Raw genomic sequence first — 16,690 nt, 5'->3', positions numbered from 1 at the left:
GGCTGCCGTCAGGCTGTCAAGCCCCTCGTTGGAGTTACAGAATTGGACAGCGCTGCCACGCCCTGACGTAGGTTGCGGAGCTGTTGATTCCACAGTTTGTGCGGCTGAAGAGGGGCTCCCTGGTGAGCGAGCAGAAGAAGGAACCGGGCGTCTGGGACGGCTTCAAGGCCTTCCTGATGCGCGGGAACGTCGTCGATCTGGCTGTCGCGGTGGTCATCGGCGCCGCCTTCACCAACATCGTCAACTCCGTGGTCAAGGGCGTGATCAATCCACTGGTCGGCGCCTTCGGCACCAAGGACCTCAACCAGTACAGCTCGTGCCTGAAGGACCCGTGCCGGTTCGACGAGGCGACGGGGACCGCGACGAGCGGTATCCCCATCATGTGGGGCACGGTCCTCAGCGCGACGCTGACCTTTCTGATCACCGCGGCCGTCGTCTACTTCCTGATGGTGCTGCCGATGTCCAAGTACCTCGCCAAGCAGGCGGCCCGCCAGAAGGCGAAGGAGGGTACGCAGGAAGTGATCGAGGTGAGCGAGCTGGAGGTTCTGAAGGAGATCCGCGACGCCCTGGTGGCCCAGCGCGGCTCGGGGCACAACGAGCAGTAGTCGTGGCAGACGCGGTACTGGCCGCGGTATCTGCCGTACTGGTGGCCGTCCGTCGGGGCCTCGCAGCGGCTGCGGGCCGCCGGGCTCGGGGGTGGTGCGGGGGTCAGATGTGGTGGGGCGGCTTCTCGTCAAGGAAGCGGGCCAGGTCCGCCGCGCTGTCGCCGGGGGGCCGCTCACCCCAACCGCGGTCCGTGTCGTCGGCGGACGGCCGGCTCAGCGGGTCGTCGAAGACCAGCGCAGCCTTGGGGTCACGTGGTTCGGCGTCGGGGCGAGGGGGCGGGGCGGGGGTAGAGCTCATACGTCCAGGGTACGGGTCCGGCTCTGGGCTCGGTCGGAACTCTGGGTGCGAACTGGCTTCCGGGCGCGGGCACGGTCGTGTGCTCGGTCCGGAATCTGGGTGCGGTCTGGACTATGCGTGCGGGCACGGTCCTGGGCTCGGCCCGGACTCTGGGTGCGGGCACGGTCCTGGGCAGGGGCCGGGCCCGGGGTGCGGGCGCTGTCCGGACTCAGGGTGCGGGTCTCGGCGTGCTTCTGGATTTTTGGGGCGTTTCTGGTGTGCTTGGTCGCATGACGCCCGATGCCTCTTCCGAAGCCGCTCCTCACCGCTCTCGAACTGTCCCCTCCTCCCGACCGCTGCGCAGGATGACCGCGCGCAGTCGCGACGAGGCGCACCGGGTGGCGTCGCCGCTGGAGCTGTTCTTCGATCTGTGTTTCGTCGTGGCCATCGCCCAGGCGGGAGTGCAACTGGTGCACTCCGTCGCGGAGGCGCACGCGGCCGAGGGCATCCTGAACTACGCCATGGTGTTCTTCGCCATCTGGTGGGCGTGGATGAACTTCACCTGGTTCGCGTCGGCGTACGACAACGACGACGCGCTGTACCGGGTCGTCACCCTGATCCAGATCGCCGGTGTGCTGGTGTTGGCCGCCGGGGTGTCCCAGGCGTTCGAGGACCACGACTTCCTGTTGGTCCTGCTGGGCTACGTGATCATGCGGATGGCGCTGACCGTGCAGTGGCTGCGCGTGGCCCGGAACGCGGACGGCGCCGAGCGGCGGATGGCGTTGCGGTACGCGGGCGGGGTCGTGGTGTGCCAGGTCGGCTGGGTGGGGCTGGTGCTCCTGCCGGAGTCCGGCCGGCCGTGGCTGTTCCTGGTGATGGCGATCGCCGAGATGTGCGTCCCGCTGCTGGCGGAGAGGGAGTTCAGCACGGTCTGGCATCCGCACCACATCTCCGAGCGGTACGGGCTCTTCACGATCATCGTCCTCGGCGAGACCATCGCCGCGGCCACGATCGCGGTGAAGGTGGGGGTGGACGAGAACGACGCGTTGGGCGAGCTCCTCCCGATCGCCTCGGGCGGGCTACTGATCATCTTCGCCGCGTGGTGGATCTACTTCGTCGTGCCGATCCACGGCCATCTCAGCTCCAGCAGGAAGGCGTTCCTGTGGGGGTACGGCCACTACGTGATCTTCGCGTCGGCGGCGGCGATCGGTGCCGGGCTGGAGGTCGCGGTGGAGCAGACGGTCGGCAAGGCGCACATCTCCACTCCGGCGGCGTCGGCCGCGGTGACACTTCCGACGGCGTTGTTCCTCCTGACCGTCTGGGCGCTGCACGCCCGCCACTACAAGGTGGGCACGGCGCAGCAACTGGTGCTGCCGGTCACGGCGTTGGCGGTGGCCCTGTGCACGTTCCTGGGTGACTGGGCGGTGCTCTCGGCGGGCGTCGTGGCGGCGCTTGCGGTGGTCGTGGGGGTGACGCTGACCGCCCGGATGGCCGCGCGGGAGGAGCGCGAGGATGCCGTGGCGGGCGCGTCGGCCATGTAGGTCGGGTCGACACTGGGCGTATGACAGTTGACGCTCTGACGGATGTGGCCGGGCTGCGAGTGGGGCACGCCACGAGGATCGGTGACGGCTGGCTCACCGGTACGACGGTTGTCCTCGCCCCGGAAGGTGGCGCGGTCGCCGCGGTGGACGTGCGCGGTGGCGGGCCGGGTACCAAGGAGACCGACGCGCTCGATCCGCGCAATGTGGTGCGGAAGATCGAGGCACTCGTACTGACCGGTGGCAGCGCGTACGGGCTGGACTCGGCGACGGGTGTGATGGCCTGGCTGGAGGAGCGAGGGCGCGGGGTGCGGGTCGGGCCCGATCCGCGGCAGGTGGTGCCCGTCGTGCCCGCGGCCTGTGTCTTCGATCTCGGCCGGGGCGGCGACTTCCGGGCCAGGCCGGACGCGGCGGTCGGGCGCGAGGCGGTGGAGGCCGCGGCGGCGAGCGAGCCGGGCGCGCCTGTTCAGGAGGGGTCCGTGGGTGCCGGGACGGGGGCGGCCGTCGGAATGATGAAGGGAGGGGTCGGCACCGCGAGTGCCGTGCTCGAATCGGGTGTCACGGTGGCGGCGCTGGTCGTGGCCAACGCGGCGGGGTCGGTGGTGGAGCCGGAGACGGGGGCGTTGTACGGGGAGTTGGTCCAGGGGATCTTGAGCTGTCCGGCCGAGGAGGTTCACGAGGCGGCGCGGGCGCGGCTCGCCGAGGCCGCAGCGAAGAACAGCCTTCCCCCGCTCAACACCACCCTCGCGGTGGTCGCCACCGACGCCGACCTGTCGAAGGCGCAGGCCCAGAAGCTGGCGGGCACGGCGCACGACGGCATCGCACGTGCCGTCCGGCCGGTGCATCTCCTCCACGACGGTGACACGGTGTTCGCGCTCGCCACAGGAGCGCGCCCCCTCGCGGAGGAGAACCCGCTCGCCCTCAACGAGATCCTCGCCGCCGGCGCGGACCTCGTGACACGCGCGATCGTCCGAGCGGCACGGGCCGCCAAGCCGGTGGAGGGACCGGGAGGAAGGTGGCCGGCGTACGGGGAGCTGTACGGGCGGCCGTAGCGGGAGGGGATGGGCGGAGGCCGGAAGGGCGGGGGCGGGGGCGGGAGCCGGACGTGCTGCTGCTCGACGAGGCGACGGCCCAGCTCGACGCGCTCACGGAGTCGGCGGTCCACCACTGTGTCCGGCGACGGGCGCGGGAGCACGCGGTGGTGACGATCGCCCACCGGCTGTCGACGGTGATCGACGCGGACACGATCGTGGTGATGGACGCGGGCGGCGTTCGCGCCCGGGGCACCCATGACGAACTGCTCACCACGGACTCCCTCTACCGCGATCTGGTCGAGGCGCTGCGCATCGCGGACAAGGCCCCCGCCGACGCCCCCACCAAGGCCCCCGCCGCATAAGGCGATTGTCCCGAATCTGTCACGCGATGGTGTTGATGGCGGGCTGTGGGAACCCGGGCGGGCGATGTTCCCCTCCTTCTCCATGGATCCGATCTTTCTCCACGGAACGGAGCGGATCACCCACAACCGCGAGAACTGGAGCAGCCCGTGACAACGCCGGACACAACAGCGAGGCGCGCGCTGGTGGCCTGTGCCGCCCTGATGGTCGGCGCCCTGACCCTCACCGCGTGCGGCGGCGACGCCAATGCCGACAACAGGTCCGAGGACAAGAACGGCGACACCAAGACCTCGGCGGCGAAGATCCTCATCTCCGCGAAGGACGGTTCGACGGCGGCGTCGATCAACTCGACCGGGGTGAAGGTCAGCGACGGCAGGCTGACCGAGGTGGCGATGAAGGCGTCGGCCACGGGGGCGGCCGTACCGGGTTCGATCGCGGCGAACGGGAAGAGCTGGAAGCCGAAGGAGCAGCTGGAGCGCGGGACCAAGTACCAGATATCGGCCACCGCGAAGGACGGCGACGGGAAGCCGGCGGCGGCCAACTCCATCTTCACGACGGTGTCCACGGACAACAGCTTCATCGGGACGTACACGCCGGACGGCGGCGCGAAGGTCGGCGTCGGGATGCCGGTGTCGTTCACCTTCGACAAGGCGATCGGCGACGGGAAGTTCAGGAAGGACGTGCAGTCGCACATCACCGTCACGTCCAGCAGCGGGCAGAAGGTGGTCGGGCACTGGTTCGGCGCGCAGCGGCTGGACTTCCGGCCCCAGGCGTACTGGAAGGCCGGCTCCAAGGTCACGATGAAGATCGACCTGGACGGCGTCGAGGGCGCGAACGGTGTCTACGGGGTGCAGGACAAGACGGTCACCTTCACGGTCGGGCGCTCCCAGGTGTCCACGGTCGACGTCAACACGCAGACCATGACGGTGGTTCGGGACGGCAGGACCGTGAAGACGATCCCGATCTCGGCGGGCAGCCCGGACAACAGCACGTACAACGGGCAGATGGTGATCTCGGAGAAGTTCCGGCAGACGCGGATGAACGGGTCGACGGTCGGCTACGGCGGCGAGTACGACATCGCGGATGTGCCGAACGCGATGCGGCTGACGACCTCGGGGACCTTCATCCACGGCAACTACTGGTACAACAAGGGCAATCCGCCCTTCGGGAAGCAGGGCACCAGCCACGGCTGCGTGGGGATGGCGGACGTGCAGGGCGCCGGCGGCGACACGGTCGCCAAGTGGTTCTTCGACAACTCGCTCGTCGGGGATGTCGTGACCGTCGAGAACTCCCCCGACACGACGGTCGCACCGGACAACGGTCTCAACGGCTGGAACATGGCATGGAGTGCCTGGACCGCGGGAAGTGCCCTCTGACCAAGGGGTTTTGACGTTTCGGCGGGCCGTGTGGGAACTCCTCACACGGCCCCGGCGTTTTCTGTGCGTACGTTTTCTCGGTTCCCGGACATGATGTCCGCCCGAGGGGCTACGGTATGCACCCACAAGGTGACATGCAGCAACGCCGGGAGAAGCCTTGAGCGTTCCGTACGAGACGGCAGCGTACGAGCCAGCCGAGTCGCCCGAGTCTCCGGAGGAGCATCTCGCGCGACTCCTCGGCCGTGCCCTGAACTCCTTCGAGCTGCCGGACGAGACGATACGGCGGCTGGACCGGGCACTGGCCCACGACAGTTCGCTGCACTCCGCGCACCACAGCGCGGGCCTGCACCGCGAGACGTACCGGCACACCTGGCTGCTGGCCGATGGGAGCGCGCTCACGCTCTGGGAGCTCGTCCACAACACCGCACCGGGCCGCGACACGCAGCACGAGGTGTACGAGGACGAGGACGAGCTGCGCACCGCGACGAGCCGCCTGCCGCTTCCGGCGGACGCGCCGGACTTCGAACTGCCGGTGCTGGTGCGGGTGTCGCACGTCCCCGAGCCGCTGCACGCGTACGTTCCCGACGACTCCGCGGATCACGGGCGGCGGCTGCTGCGGCGCGCGGAGAACTCGGACCGGCCGGGCGAGGACATGGCGGATCTGCTGCGGACGGCGTTCGCGCACCAGATCACCCAGGCCTTCGGGCGGCCGTGCCGGGCCGGTGAGCGGGGGATGTGCTTCTCGCTCTACGAGCACGCGTTTCTGCTCCACGACGGGCAGGAGCTGTCCCTGTGGGAGGTCGAGCACACGGCTACGCCCGATGGGCGGCACATGTGTGAGGTGTATCCGTCGGAGGAGGATGCGCGGGACGCCATGGAACGGCGGGCGTCTGCCTCCGGCAGTTCAGCGGCTTAGCAAGGCCGGTGGGTCGTCCGCGGGTTCGTTGTGGCCGGCCGCGCCCACACGCGGCGGAGCCGCGGATCGACACAGCCCCGCACCCCTGAAAAGGCCGCTGCTCGCCTGAACAGGCAGCGCCGCGTCCCTGAAAGAGCGTGACTGTGGGCCGGGACTTCTCAGTCCCGGCCCACAGTGTTTGTTGCTCTCGGCGGAGCGTTCAGGCCGCTATCGGCTGCTTCTTCTCTGTGGTCGTCGGGGTCTCGGGGGTCTTGTCCGGTTCGCCCTCGGGGGTCTGCTTGCGCATGCCCTTCAGGACGATGACCAGGCCCGCCGTGACCGCCGTGCCGATCGCGATGGCGAGCAGGTAGAGGAACGGCTTGCCGATCAGGAAGGTGACCCAGATGCCGCCGTGCGGGGCGCGCAGGGTCGAGCCGAAGGCCATGGTGAGGGCGCCGGTGACCGCGCCGCCCGCCATCGAGGCGGGGATGACCCGCAGCGGGTCGGCCGCCGCGAACGGAATGGCGCCCTCGGAGATGAAGGAGGCGCCGAGGACCCAGGCCGCCTTGCCGTTCTCCCGCTCCGCCGTGGTGAACAGCTTCTTGCGGATCGTGGTGGCCAGGGCCATGCCCAGCGGCGGGACCATGCCGGCCGCCATCACCGTCGCCATGATCTTCATCGCGGACCCGCTCGGGTCCTGGACGGCGATACCGCCCGTGGCGAAGGCGTACGCGACCTTGTTGACCGGGCCGCCGAGGTCGAAGCACATCATCAGGCCGAGCAGCACACCGAGCAGGACGGCGTTGGTGCCGGAGAGGCCGGAGAGCCAGTCCGTCATGGCCTTCTGCGCCTCGGCGATGGGCTTGCCGATCACGATGAACATCAGGAAGCCGACGATGATCGAGGAGATCAGCGGGATCACGACCACCGGCATGATGCCGCGCAGCACCGGTGGGATCTTGATCCGCTGGATGGCGAGGACGACACCACCGGCCAGCAGCCCCGCGGCCAGACCGCCGAGGAAGCCCGCGGCGATGTTGGCCGAGATCATGCCGCCGACGAAGCCGGGCACAAGACCTGGCCGGTCGGCCATGCCGTATGCGATGTAGCCGGCGAGGACGGGGATCAGGAAGCCGAAGGCGACGCCGCCGATCTGGAAGAGCAGCGCGGCCCAGCTGTCGACCTGTCCCCAGTCGAAGACCTCGGTGACCGGCTTGGCCTCGTTGATCTGGTAGCCGCCGATCGCGAACCCGAGCGCGATCAGCAGACCGCCCGCGGCCACGAACGGGACCATGTAACTCACGCCGGACATCAGCCACTTGCGGAGCTTCGTGCCGTAGCCCTCACCGGGCTCGCCGGCCCGCTCCACCGGCGTACCGCCGCGTGGCCCGGCGGCCGCCGTGACCTCGCCGCGCTCGGCCTTGCCGCGCACCTGGGTGATCAGCTCGGCGGCCTTGCTGATGCCCGCCTTCACGCCGACGTCCACGGTGGGCTTCCCGGCGAAGCGGTCCTTCTCCCGTACGGGCATGTCGTGCGCGAAGATCACGCCGTCCGCCGCGGCGATGACGGCCGGGTCGAGCCGGGTGAAACCGGCCGAGCCCTGCGTCTCGACGACGATCTCGACGTCTCCGGCGTCACGGCCCGCGTTCTCCAGCGACTCGGCTGCCATGTAGGTGTGCGCGATACCGGTGGGGCAGGAGGTGACGGCGACGATACGGAACGGTCGCCCGCCCTTCCCGTCGGCGACACCCTCGTCGTCCGTACCGGCGGGTGCGGGGGCCGGGGCAGGCGCGGGGGCGGTGCCGGACGCCGCCTCGGAGGCGTCCGGGTCACCGGAGCCCTCGGAGGAGCCGTCGGCCCCCGACCCGGCAGCCGCAGCCGTAGTCCCGGCCGCGGATGCGGTCGCGGTCGCGGGCTCCTCGCCGCTGATCAGGGCGGCAGCCCCCGCCGCGTCGCCCACCGACCGCAGCGCCGAGGTGAACTCGGCGTTCATCAGCTGGCGGGCCAGTGACGACAGGATCGTGAGGTGGGCGTCGTCCGCGCCGGCCGGGGCGGCGATCAGGAAGATCAGGTCGGCCGGGCCGTCCGGCGCGCCGAAGTCGATCCCGGCCGTGCTGCGCCCGAAGGCCAGCGTCGGCTCGGTGACGTGCTCGCTGCGGCAGTGCGGGATGCCGATGCCGCCGTCGAGGCCGGTCGGCATCTGGGCCTCACGGGCGGCCACGTCGGCAAGGAAGCCGTCCAGGTCGGTCACCCGGCCCAGGGACACCATGCGCTCGGCGAGGGCGCGGGCCGCCGCTTCCTTCGTATCGGCGGACAGGTCGAGATCGACCAGGTCCGCGGTGATCATCTCGCTCATCGCGGGCTCCTTCGCACGCGTATCGCCCGGGGAGATCTGTGGGCGAGGGTGGGGACGGGGGTGCCGCGGTCGGGAACCGCGACGGTTACGGGGACTACGGGGTGTGCTGAGACGGGGCCGGGGCCGGGGACAGGGCCGGGGAGGCCCCGCCTCCGTGCGGCGGCGGCTGCGGCGGGTAAGGGGAGTCCCCGCCGCATCAGGGCCGGTTCGGGGGTCGCGCGCAAGCCCGTGCGCGGAAGTGGACAGCCCGTACGCGGGAGTCGGCGGCCGGTCATGACACCGGCTCCGTCAGTACGCGGTCCACGGGGATCTCGGAAGTGACGGTCACCGCGGACGGGTCGAGGTCCGCCGGGCTCGGCATCACGCTGCCCGGAAGCTGTACGGCGGCCGCGCCATGGGCCACCGCGGAGGCGAGCGCGCCGGGACCGCTGCCGCCGGCGATGAGGAAACCGGCGAGCGAGGAGTCGCCCGCGCCCACATTGCTGCGTACGACGTCGACGCGCGCGCCCGCGAACCACGCGCCGTCCTCGCTGACGAGCAACTGCCCGTCGGCGCCGAGGGAGGCGAGCACGGCACGGGCGCCCAGCTCGCGCAGTTCCTCGGCGGCCTTGACCGCGTCGCCGATCGTGGCAAGGGGGCGGCCGACGGCCTCGGCGAGTTCCTCGGCGTTGGGCTTGACGACGTCGGGCCGTTCGCGCAGGGCCGCGAGGAGCGCCGGTCCCGAGGTGTCGAGCGCGATGCGGGTGCCGGCCCGGTGGGCGCGGGCGACGATCTCGGCGTACCAGGAGGGGGCGAGGCCGCGCGGCAGGCTGCCGCAGCAGGCGATCCAGTCGGCGTCGCCGGACTGCTCGCGCACGGTCTCCAGGAGCAACTCCTCCTCGGCGGAGGTGAGTTCGGGCCCGGGTGCGTTGATCTTCGTCAGTACGCCGTCGGCCTCGGCGAGCGCGATGTTCGAGCGGGTCGCCCCGGCGACCGGGACCGGTGCGACCTCGATGCCCTGGGCGTCGAGGAGGTCGGCGACGAGCGCGCCGGGCGCTCCGCCGAGCGGCAGCACGGCGACGGTGCGCCGGCCGGCCGCGGCGACGGCCCGCGAGACGTTGACGCCCTTGCCGCCCGGGTCCATGCGCTCGCCGGTGGCCCGTATGACCTCGCCGCGGTCGAGCGAGGGGACCTCGTACGTACGGTCCAGGGACGGGTTCGGGGTGACGGTGAGGATCATGCGCGCACTACTTCCGTGCCGCCGCGCTCGATGGCGGTCGCGTCTTCGGGGCTCAGCCCGCTGTCGGTGATCAACAGGTCCACTTCACCGAGGTCGCCGAAGCGCGCGAAGTGTTCCTGGCCGTGCTTGGCCGAGTCGGCGAGCAGCACCACGCGCCGCGCGGCGGAGAGGGCTGCGCGCTTCACGGCGGCCTCGGCGAGGTCCGGGGTGGTCAGGCCGTGCTCGACGGAGAAGCCGTTCGCCGCGAGGAAGACGACGTCCGCGCGGATCTCTCCGTACGCCCGCAGCGCCCAGGCGTCGACCGCCGCGCGCGTACGGTGCCGGACGCGGCCTCCGATGAGGTGGAGCTGCATGCCGGGGTGGTCGGCGAGGCGGGCCGCGATGGGGAGGCTGTGCGTCACGACGGTGAGCGTCGCCTCCAGGGGGAGGGCCCCGGCGAGGCGGGCGACGGTCGTGCCCGCGTCGAGGATCATCGTGCCCTTGTCCGGCAGTTCGGCCACGGCCGCCTTGGCGATGCGGTCCTTCTCGTCGGCCGCGGTGGTCTCGCGCTCGGCGAGATCGGGCTCGAAGTCGAGCCGCCCGGCCGGGATGGCACCGCCGTGGACCCGGCGCAGCAGTCCCGCCCGGTCGAGGGCCGTCAGGTCCCGCCGGATCGTCTCCGCCGTGACCTGGAACTCCTCGGCCAGCGACACGACATCCACACGGCCGCCGTCACGTGCGAGTCGGAGGATCTCCTGCTGTCGCTCCGGTGCGTACATGTCCGTTCGCCTCCGCTCTGTGCCCGAACCTGTGGTTTCAGCGTGAGGCTACGCCCAGATTTCCGCAAAGTAAACAGGTTCGGGCATGGATGTGGGCATGAACGGACATCGGACCGGGCATGGCCGGGCATGCGGCGAGGCCCGACCCCCTGAGGGGCCGGGCCTCGCGATGCCGGATCCGGTCGGCCGCTGCCGTCAGCCGACGAGTTCGGGCGTCTTGTCGAGCGGCGTGATCTCCGGGGTCTCGGCTGCCTCCGCTCCCTCCACGTGCTGGGCGGGCCGCTTCGGGAGGGCGAACATCAGCAGGAAGATGGCCGTCATCACCACGGCGACCCAGACCAGCGCGTTCTGGAAGGCGTCGACGAAGGCGGGGCCCACCTCGGGTCCGGGCAGGTGGTCGGACATCGTGCCGAAGAAGACGACGGAGACCAGGCCGAGGCCGAGGGCGTTGCCCATCTGCTGGACCGTGTTGATCAGGCCGGACGCCGAACCGGAGTGCTCACGCGGCACCTCGGAGAGGATCGCGTCCGTCAGCGGGGCCACGATCAGGCCCATGCCGGCCCCCATGACGACCAGCGGAAGCGCCATCTGCCAGGAGGCGATGGACATGCCGTACCGATCGGCCTCCCAGATGTAGAGCAGGACGCCCGCCGCCATGGTCAGCGCGCCCGTCTGCAGCACCTTCCGCCCGAACCTCGGCACCAGCTTCTGCACCGACATGCCCGCGGCCACCGAGACCGCGATCGAGAAGGGAACGCCGGTCAGACCGGCCCGCAGCGCGCTCCAGCCGAGGCCCACCTGCATGTAGAGCGTCCAGACCAGGAAGAAGATGCCGAGGCCGACGCCGAAGACCGTCTGCACGGCGATGCCCGCGGCGAAGCTCTTCACCTTGAAGAGGGAGAGCTCGACGAGGGGCGACCCGTCGCGCGCCGCCTTCCTCTTCTCGTACGCCACCAGCGCCGCGAAGACGACGAGGGCGCCGGCCATCACGACGTACCCCCACATCGGCCAGCCCAGCTCGCGGCCGCGGGTCAGCGGGTAGAGCAGCATCAGCAGACCGAGGGTGACGAGGACGACGCCGACGAGGTCGAGCTTGAGGGCGTGCGGGGCCTTGGACTCGGTGATGAACTTCCGGCCGAGGATCAGGCCCGCGATGCCGACCGGCAGGTTGATGAGGAAGATCGGCCGCCACTCCAGGCCGAACAGGTTCCACTCGGTGAGCAACGCGCCCAGGATCGGGCCCGACACCGCGCCGAGTCCCACGATCGCGCCGAACATCCCGAAGACCTTGCCCCGCTCGTGCGCCGGGAACGTGGCGTGCACGATCGACAGGACCTGCGGCACCATCAGCGCGGCCATGGCCCCCTGGAGGATGCGGGAGGCGACGAGCATGTCCGGGTTCACCGCGAAGCCGCAGAGCGCGGACGCGAGCGTGAATCCACCGATGCCGACGAGGAACACCCGCTTGCGGCCGTGGATGTCACCGAGCCTGCCGCCGGTGATCAGGCCGGCCGCGAAGGCCAGCGCGTAGCCGGCCGTTATCCACTGGATGTGGCTGAAGGACGCGCCCTCGTCCCGCTGGATCGACGGGATCGCGACGTTGACGATCGTGACGTCGACCAGGTCCATGAAGGCCGCGGTCATCACGATGGCGAGCGCGAACCAGCGCCGGCGGTCGGCCTCCGGCCGGGGGGACGGGAGAGTGCTGCTGGAAGAAGTCATGTTCTGAAGGTAGGAGGGATGTAGGTCAGGTCGTGTCCTAGTGGTGAGGCATTCTCGGAGGAACGAGGAACCACGAGAGGGAGACCCCATGAGTACCGACACCCCGGCACGGCTCCTTCAGTTGCTGTCCCTTCTTCAGACTCCGCGGGAGTGGCCCGGTGGGGAGCTTTCCGAACGGCTTGGTGTCTCGCGGCGGACCGTGCGGCGGGATGTGGACCGGCTGCGGGAGCTCGGTTATCCGGTGCAGGCGACGATGGGCGCGGAGGGCGGCTACCGGCTGGTCGCCGGGAAGGCCATGCCGCCGCTGGTCCTCGACGACGAGGAGGCGGTGGCGATCGCGGTCGGGCTGCGGGCCGGTGCGGGGCACGCCGTCGAGGGCGTGGACGAGGCGTCCGTACGGGCGCTGGCCAAGCTCGAACAGGTCCTGCCGAGCCGCCTCCGGCATCGCGTCTCCACCCTCCAGGCCGCGACCACTCCCCTGACCAGCGGCGACGGTGCGAGCATCGCGCCCGAGACGCTGACCGTGATGGCCTCGACGATCGCGGGGCGGGAGCTGCTGCGGTTCGCGTACCGGGCGAAGGACGGGGCGGAGAGCCGGCGCCGAATCGAGCCCTACCGGCTCGTCTCGACCGGCCGCCGCTGGTACCTCGTCGCATACGACCTCGACCGCGCGGACTGGCGTACGTTCCGGGTCGACCGGGTGGCCGACCCGTTCGCGACCGGAGCCCGTTTCACACCGCGCGAGCTGCCGACGGGGAGCGCTGCCGAGTATCTGCGGCAGTCGATGCACGGGCGGCAGGAGACGTACGAGTTCGCGGTGACGTTCGCCGCACCCGCGGAGTTCATCGCGGCACGACTGCCCGGGTGGCTCGGGGTGCCCGAGCCGGTCGACGACCGGAGCTGCCTGCTGCGGAGCTCCTCCGCCGACGCCGTGGAGTGGCTGGCGGTGCGGCTCACGATGCTGGACTGCGAGTTCACTGTGCATGAGCCGGTCGAACTCGTGGAGTACGTGCGGCAGTTGGGAGGACGCCTGACCCGAGCGACGGCGACGAGCTGAGAGGTGCGGGTCCGCTGGGGCTGGTTGCGCAGTTCCCCGCGCCCCCAAAAACCAAAAGACTGCGCAGTTCCCCGCGCCCCTTAGGTATCTCGGCCCTCAGGCATCGAGCGCCCCTGAGGTATTTCAGCCCCTCCGGCGTTTGAGGAGCGGGGGTTCGGGGGCGGAGCCCCCGAGTAAGGGACGGGAATGGGTAGGGGCGGCGGGGGCGAAAGAAGCCCGCCGGCCCGGCACCCGTGAGGGCAGGGTTTGCCCTCGTGGCACAATGTGCCACCCGGGTCACCCCGGGGTTCAGGTCCGGGGTGGCCCGGGCAGCCATGCCCACGCACCCACCACACACCCGCACCCCAAAGCCCGCACCCGAACCCGTACCCGCACCCCCAAAGATGGAGCCGAGCCCCGGCGCCAGGGGGGGAGGCGCCGGAGCTCGGCTCTGGGAGAGTCCCGGCGCCGGGGGGGTGTGCGTCGGGACTCGGCTCTGTGGGCCCTGGAGTCTTGTGCCCCGGGGCCGACGTGTTGAAGCGGCGGTAAACGGACTTCCGTACGACTGCGTTCGAGACCTGACCCGGCCGCCCGGCAAGGCACGTCCGACCCCGGTCCGAGGTACACGGCCGCCGGTAGGAGCGCCTGCCCCGGCCGAGCGAGGCCAACCCTCCCGACGACGGCGATTTTCACCGCCCGGGACCGCCCGCCCGGGACGGGCCCCGCTGTCGGCGCGGGAGGCGTCCCGCCCGCTTCCGGCAGACAGTACACACCCGCCCCCGCGAAACCGGTCACAACCGCCCGGCGCGCGATACGCGCCCCCGGCCGGAAGCCACCCGTCGCAGGGCAGGCCGCCGGCGGCCGGAGCATCCGGCCGCCCGGGGCGGCCTACGCGGCGGCGTCGAAGCCCGTGTCGCGGGCCAGCTTCTTCAGTTCCAGCAGTGCGTGCTTCTCGATCTGGCGGATGCGCTCGCGTGTGAGGCCGTGCTCCTTGCCGACCTCGGTGAGCGTGCGCTCCCGGCCGTCCTCGATGCCGTACCGCATCTTGATGATCGAGGCCGTGCGCTGGTCGAGGCGGCCGATGAGGTCGTCCAGCTCCTCGCTGCGCAGCAGCGTGAGCACGGACTGCTCGGGCGAGACGGCCGAGGTGTCCTCCAGCAGGTCACCGAACTGGGTGTCGCCGTCGTCGTCCACCGACATGTTCAGCGAGACCGGGTCACGGGCCCAGTCCAGCACGTCGACCACGCGCTCCGGCTTCGTGTCCAGCTCCGCGGCGATCTCCGAGGGCTCCGGCTCACGGCCGTGCTCGCGGTTGAACTCGCGCTGCACACGGCGGATCCGGCCCAGCTCCTCCACCAGGTGGACGGGGAGGCGGATGGTGCGGGACTGGTCGGCGATGGAACGGGTGATGGCCTGACGGATCCACCAGGTCGCGTACGTCGAGAACTTGAAGCCCTTGCGGTAGTCGAACTTCTCGACGGCTCGGACCAGGCCCGCGTTCCCCTCCTGGATCAGGTCCAGGAGCGGCAGGCCGCTGCGCGGGTAGCGGCGGGCGACCGCCACGACCAGGCGGAGGTTCGACCGGATGAAGATGTCCTTGGCCCGCTCGGCGTCGGCGACCAGCGCTTCGAACTCCTCGCGGGAGGCCTTCACCTTTGTGTCGGTGACCTCGCCGTCGAGGATCTGCTGGGCGTACACGCCCGCCTCGATGGTCTGGGAGAGGTCCACTTCCTTGGCGGCGTCGAGCAGCGGTGTGCGCGCGATCTCGTCGAGATACATGCCGACCAGGTCGCGGTCGGCGATCTCGCCGCCTACGACGCGAACACTGCGTGCCGCGTCGGTCCCGCCTGAGGCGGACTTACGACGGGCGACGGCACGGGTTGCCATGCGTGCTCCCTTGCGATGGTGGGCTTGCGGGTCCTGGTGGGTCTGGTGGTGGCTCGGACACCCTCCCGGGTGCCCTGCATCCGATGGAAACAACGACTGGAATCCGGACAGAATTCCCAAGCTGCTATTCGATTTTTCTGATCTTGCAGTACCCTGTGCGGCCACCGAGGGAGGGCAGATGCCGTCGGAACGTACAGAGGTGCAGGTCAGGCCAGGAGTCGAGAGCGACCTCGACGCCCTCACCGACATCTACAACCACTACGTGCGTGAGACGCCGATCACGTTCGACACAGCGACCTTCACTCCGGTAGAGCGCCGCCCTTGGCTGCTCTCTCACCCTGAAGACGGCCCGCATCGGCTGATGGTTGCCACGGCCGGGGACTCACAGCAGATTCTGGGCTACGCCACATCCAGCGCTTTCCGGCCGAAGCCCGCGTACGAGACGTCCGTGGAGGTGACGATCTACCTCGCCCCGGACGCCGACGGCCGGGGTGTCGGCACGCTGCTCTACAAGGCCCTGTTCGCGGCGCTCGCGGACGAGGACCTGCACCGGGCCTACGCGGGGATCGCCCAGCCCAACGAGGCGTCCGTGCGGCTGCACGAGCGGTTCGGGTTCCGGCACGTCGGTACGTACCGGGAGGTGGGCCGGAAGTTCGGGCGGTACTGGGATGTGGCCTGGTACGAGAAGGAACTCTGAGGGCTCGACCGGTGGGCCCGCCGGTCGGGGCCTCGGAGCTCCTCCGGCGGGCCCGCGGAGTTCCTCCAGTGGGCCCTCGGAACCCTCCGACGGGCCCGCCGGTCTCAGCCGAACTGCACCGACCTCTTCGCCAGGCCGAGCCAGAAGCCGTCGATCACCGACCGCTGGGCGTCCAGCTCGCCGACGGCGTCCGCCGCGCCCAGCGTCACGAACAGCGGGGCGAAGTGCTCGGTGCGCGGGTGGGCCAGCCGGCCCGCCGGGGACTTGTGGAGGAAGTCGAGGAGGCCGTCGACGTCACCCGAGTCCAGGGCCCGGTGGCCCCACTCGTCGAACTCCGCCGACCAGCCGGGGATCCCGCCCTGCCGCAGGGCCGCCAGGTTGTGGGTGAAGAAGCCGGAGCCGACGATGAGGACGCCCTCGTCGCGCAGGGGCGCCAGCTTGCGGCCGATGTCCATGAGGCGGACCGGGTCGAGTGTGGGCATCGAGACCTGGAGGACCGGGATGTCGGCCGCCGGGAACATCTCCACCAGCGGGACGTACGCGCCGTGGTCCAGGCCGCGGTCCGGGATGTCCTGGACGGGCATGCCGGGGGCGCGCAGCAACTTGCGGACGGACTCGGCGAGTTCGGGTGCGCCGGGCGCCTCGTACCGCACCTTGTAGTAGTGCTCGGGGAAGCCCCAGAAGTCGTAGACGAGGGGGATGGTCTCGGTGGCCCCGAGGGCGAGCGGGGCCTCCTCCCAGTGGGCGGAGATCATGAGGATCGCCTTGGGGCGCGGCAGGTCCTTGGACCAGGCGGCGAGCTGGCCGGGCCAGACCGGGTCGTCGGCCAGCGGCGGGGCGCCGTGGGAGAGGTAGAGGGCGGGCATGCGCTCCACGACGGCCCGTTCCTCGGTGGCGGCGGACATGGCGGCTCCCTTGGGCACTCGTTCG

At 70.7% G+C, this 16,690-nt stretch carries 15 protein-coding genes; 8 read left to right on the top strand and 7 right to left on the bottom strand.

Annotated elements, in window-relative coordinates:
• The first annotated feature begins 176 nt into the window (after window positions 1-176).
• A complete protein-coding gene (locus ACZ5VQ_RS39290) occupies window positions 177-605 on the top strand; it encodes a large conductance mechanosensitive channel protein MscL (protein ID WP_362083319.1) in 429 nt (142 codons plus the stop codon).
• Between the two features lie 103 nt (window positions 606-708).
• On the opposite strand, the gene ACZ5VQ_RS39285 is transcribed toward ACZ5VQ_RS39290, so the two are convergent.
• Window positions 709-903 (bottom strand): hypothetical protein, encoded by a 195-nt coding sequence (locus tag ACZ5VQ_RS39285; protein WP_469109190.1) that lies wholly within the window; start codon window positions 901-903, stop codon window positions 709-711.
• Window positions 904-1,172: 269 nt separating this feature from the next.
• Between ACZ5VQ_RS39285 and ACZ5VQ_RS39280 the strand changes: the two genes are divergently transcribed.
• The 5 genes from ACZ5VQ_RS39280 to ACZ5VQ_RS39260 all read left to right on the top strand — a co-directional run bounded on the left by ACZ5VQ_RS39280 (window position 1,173) and on the right by ACZ5VQ_RS39260 (window position 6,106).
• A complete protein-coding gene (locus ACZ5VQ_RS39280; protein WP_469109189.1) occupies window positions 1,173-2,423 on the top strand; it encodes a low temperature requirement protein A in 1,251 nt (416 codons plus the stop codon).
• A gap of 20 nt (window positions 2,424-2,443) precedes the next feature.
• Entirely contained in the window at window positions 2,444-3,472 is a 1,029-nt protein-coding gene (locus ACZ5VQ_RS39275; protein WP_469109188.1) for a P1 family peptidase, read from the top strand.
• Window positions 3,473-3,525: 53 nt separating this feature from the next.
• The gene (locus ACZ5VQ_RS39270; protein WP_469109187.1) at window positions 3,526-3,816 is read left to right on the top strand and encodes a hypothetical protein; all 291 of its coding nucleotides are present in this window, start codon (window positions 3,526-3,528) and stop codon (window positions 3,814-3,816) included.
• A gap of 147 nt (window positions 3,817-3,963) precedes the next feature.
• Window positions 3,964-5,190: a L,D-transpeptidase gene (locus ACZ5VQ_RS39265; RefSeq protein ID WP_469109186.1), complete on the top strand. Its 1,227-nt coding sequence runs from the start codon at window positions 3,964-3,966 to the stop codon at window positions 5,188-5,190.
• Window positions 5,191-5,347: 157 nt separating this feature from the next.
• The gene (locus ACZ5VQ_RS39260; protein WP_469109185.1) at window positions 5,348-6,106 is read left to right on the top strand and encodes a DUF6227 family protein; all 759 of its coding nucleotides are present in this window, start codon (window positions 5,348-5,350) and stop codon (window positions 6,104-6,106) included.
• A gap of 199 nt (window positions 6,107-6,305) precedes the next feature.
• On the opposite strand, the gene ACZ5VQ_RS39255 is transcribed toward ACZ5VQ_RS39260, so the two are convergent.
• The 4 genes from ACZ5VQ_RS39255 to ACZ5VQ_RS39240 form a co-directional block, all read right to left on the bottom strand.
• Entirely contained in the window at window positions 6,306-8,441 is a 2,136-nt protein-coding gene (locus ACZ5VQ_RS39255; RefSeq protein WP_469109184.1) for a PTS fructose transporter subunit IIABC, read from the bottom strand.
• 271 nt (window positions 8,442-8,712) lie between these two features.
• Entirely contained in the window at window positions 8,713-9,660 is a 948-nt protein-coding gene (gene pfkB, locus ACZ5VQ_RS39250; protein WP_469109183.1) for a 1-phosphofructokinase, read from the bottom strand.
• Window positions 9,657-10,418, bottom strand: a complete 762-nt coding sequence (locus ACZ5VQ_RS39245; RefSeq protein WP_469109182.1) for a DeoR/GlpR family DNA-binding transcription regulator — start codon at window positions 10,416-10,418, stop codon at window positions 9,657-9,659. Before ACZ5VQ_RS39245 ends, pfkB begins: the two co-directional genes overlap by 4 nt.
• 195 nt (window positions 10,419-10,613) lie before the next feature.
• Complete coding sequence (locus tag ACZ5VQ_RS39240) at window positions 10,614-12,140, bottom strand: MFS transporter (RefSeq protein WP_469109181.1); 1,527 nt, start codon at window positions 12,138-12,140, stop codon at window positions 10,614-10,616.
• A gap of 88 nt (window positions 12,141-12,228) precedes the next feature.
• Here ACZ5VQ_RS39240 and ACZ5VQ_RS39235 point away from each other — a divergent pair, with 88 nt between their 5' ends.
• Window positions 12,229-13,197, top strand: coding sequence for a helix-turn-helix transcriptional regulator (locus tag ACZ5VQ_RS39235; RefSeq protein WP_469109180.1), 969 nt, complete (start codon window positions 12,229-12,231; stop codon window positions 13,195-13,197).
• Between the two features lie 867 nt (window positions 13,198-14,064).
• Here ACZ5VQ_RS39235 and ACZ5VQ_RS39230 read toward each other — a convergent pair.
• Complete coding sequence (locus tag ACZ5VQ_RS39230) at window positions 14,065-15,063, bottom strand: sigma-70 family RNA polymerase sigma factor (protein WP_469109179.1); 999 nt, start codon at window positions 15,061-15,063, stop codon at window positions 14,065-14,067.
• Between the two features lie 178 nt (window positions 15,064-15,241).
• Here ACZ5VQ_RS39230 and ACZ5VQ_RS39225 point away from each other — a divergent pair, with 178 nt between their 5' ends.
• Entirely contained in the window at window positions 15,242-15,760 is a 519-nt protein-coding gene (locus ACZ5VQ_RS39225; protein ID WP_469109178.1) for a GNAT family N-acetyltransferase, read from the top strand.
• 104 nt (window positions 15,761-15,864) lie between these two features.
• Here the strand turns inward: ACZ5VQ_RS39225 and ACZ5VQ_RS39220 are convergent, their stop codons facing one another.
• Window positions 15,865-16,665 (bottom strand): dioxygenase family protein, encoded by an 801-nt coding sequence (locus tag ACZ5VQ_RS39220; RefSeq protein ID WP_469109177.1) that lies wholly within the window; start codon window positions 16,663-16,665, stop codon window positions 15,865-15,867.
• Between the last annotated feature and the right edge of the window lie 25 nt (window positions 16,666-16,690).

The organism is Streptomyces sp. NPDC033178 (genome assembly GCF_055577685.1).
This window is presented reverse-complemented; position numbering and strand designations above follow the sequence as displayed.

Coding starts and splice junctions, on each gene's coding strand:
- ACZ5VQ_RS39290 (WP_362083319.1), top strand. CDS start 177: ATGCGCGGGAACGTCGTCGATCTGGCTGTCGCGGTGGTCATCGGCGCC.
- ACZ5VQ_RS39285 (WP_469109190.1), bottom strand. CDS start 903: ATGAGCTCTACCCCCGCCCCGCCCCCTCGCCCCGACGCCGAACCACGT.
- ACZ5VQ_RS39280 (WP_469109189.1), top strand. CDS start 1,173: ATGACGCCCGATGCCTCTTCCGAAGCCGCTCCTCACCGCTCTCGAACT.
- ACZ5VQ_RS39275 (WP_469109188.1), top strand. CDS start 2,444: ATGACAGTTGACGCTCTGACGGATGTGGCCGGGCTGCGAGTGGGGCAC.
- ACZ5VQ_RS39255 (WP_469109184.1), bottom strand. CDS start 8,441: ATGAGCGAGATGATCACCGCGGACCTGGTCGATCTCGACCTGTCCGCC.
- pfkB (WP_469109183.1), bottom strand. CDS start 9,660: ATGATCCTCACCGTCACCCCGAACCCGTCCCTGGACCGTACGTACGAG.
- ACZ5VQ_RS39245 (WP_469109182.1), bottom strand. CDS start 10,418: ATGTACGCACCGGAGCGACAGCAGGAGATCCTCCGACTCGCACGTGAC.
- ACZ5VQ_RS39240 (WP_469109181.1), bottom strand. CDS start 12,140: ATGACTTCTTCCAGCAGCACTCTCCCGTCCCCCCGGCCGGAGGCCGAC.
- ACZ5VQ_RS39235 (WP_469109180.1), top strand. CDS start 12,229: ATGAGTACCGACACCCCGGCACGGCTCCTTCAGTTGCTGTCCCTTCTT.
- ACZ5VQ_RS39230 (WP_469109179.1), bottom strand. CDS start 15,063: ATGGCAACCCGTGCCGTCGCCCGTCGTAAGTCCGCCTCAGGCGGGACC.
- ACZ5VQ_RS39225 (WP_469109178.1), top strand. CDS start 15,242: ATGCCGTCGGAACGTACAGAGGTGCAGGTCAGGCCAGGAGTCGAGAGC.
- ACZ5VQ_RS39220 (WP_469109177.1), bottom strand. CDS start 16,665: ATGTCCGCCGCCACCGAGGAACGGGCCGTCGTGGAGCGCATGCCCGCC.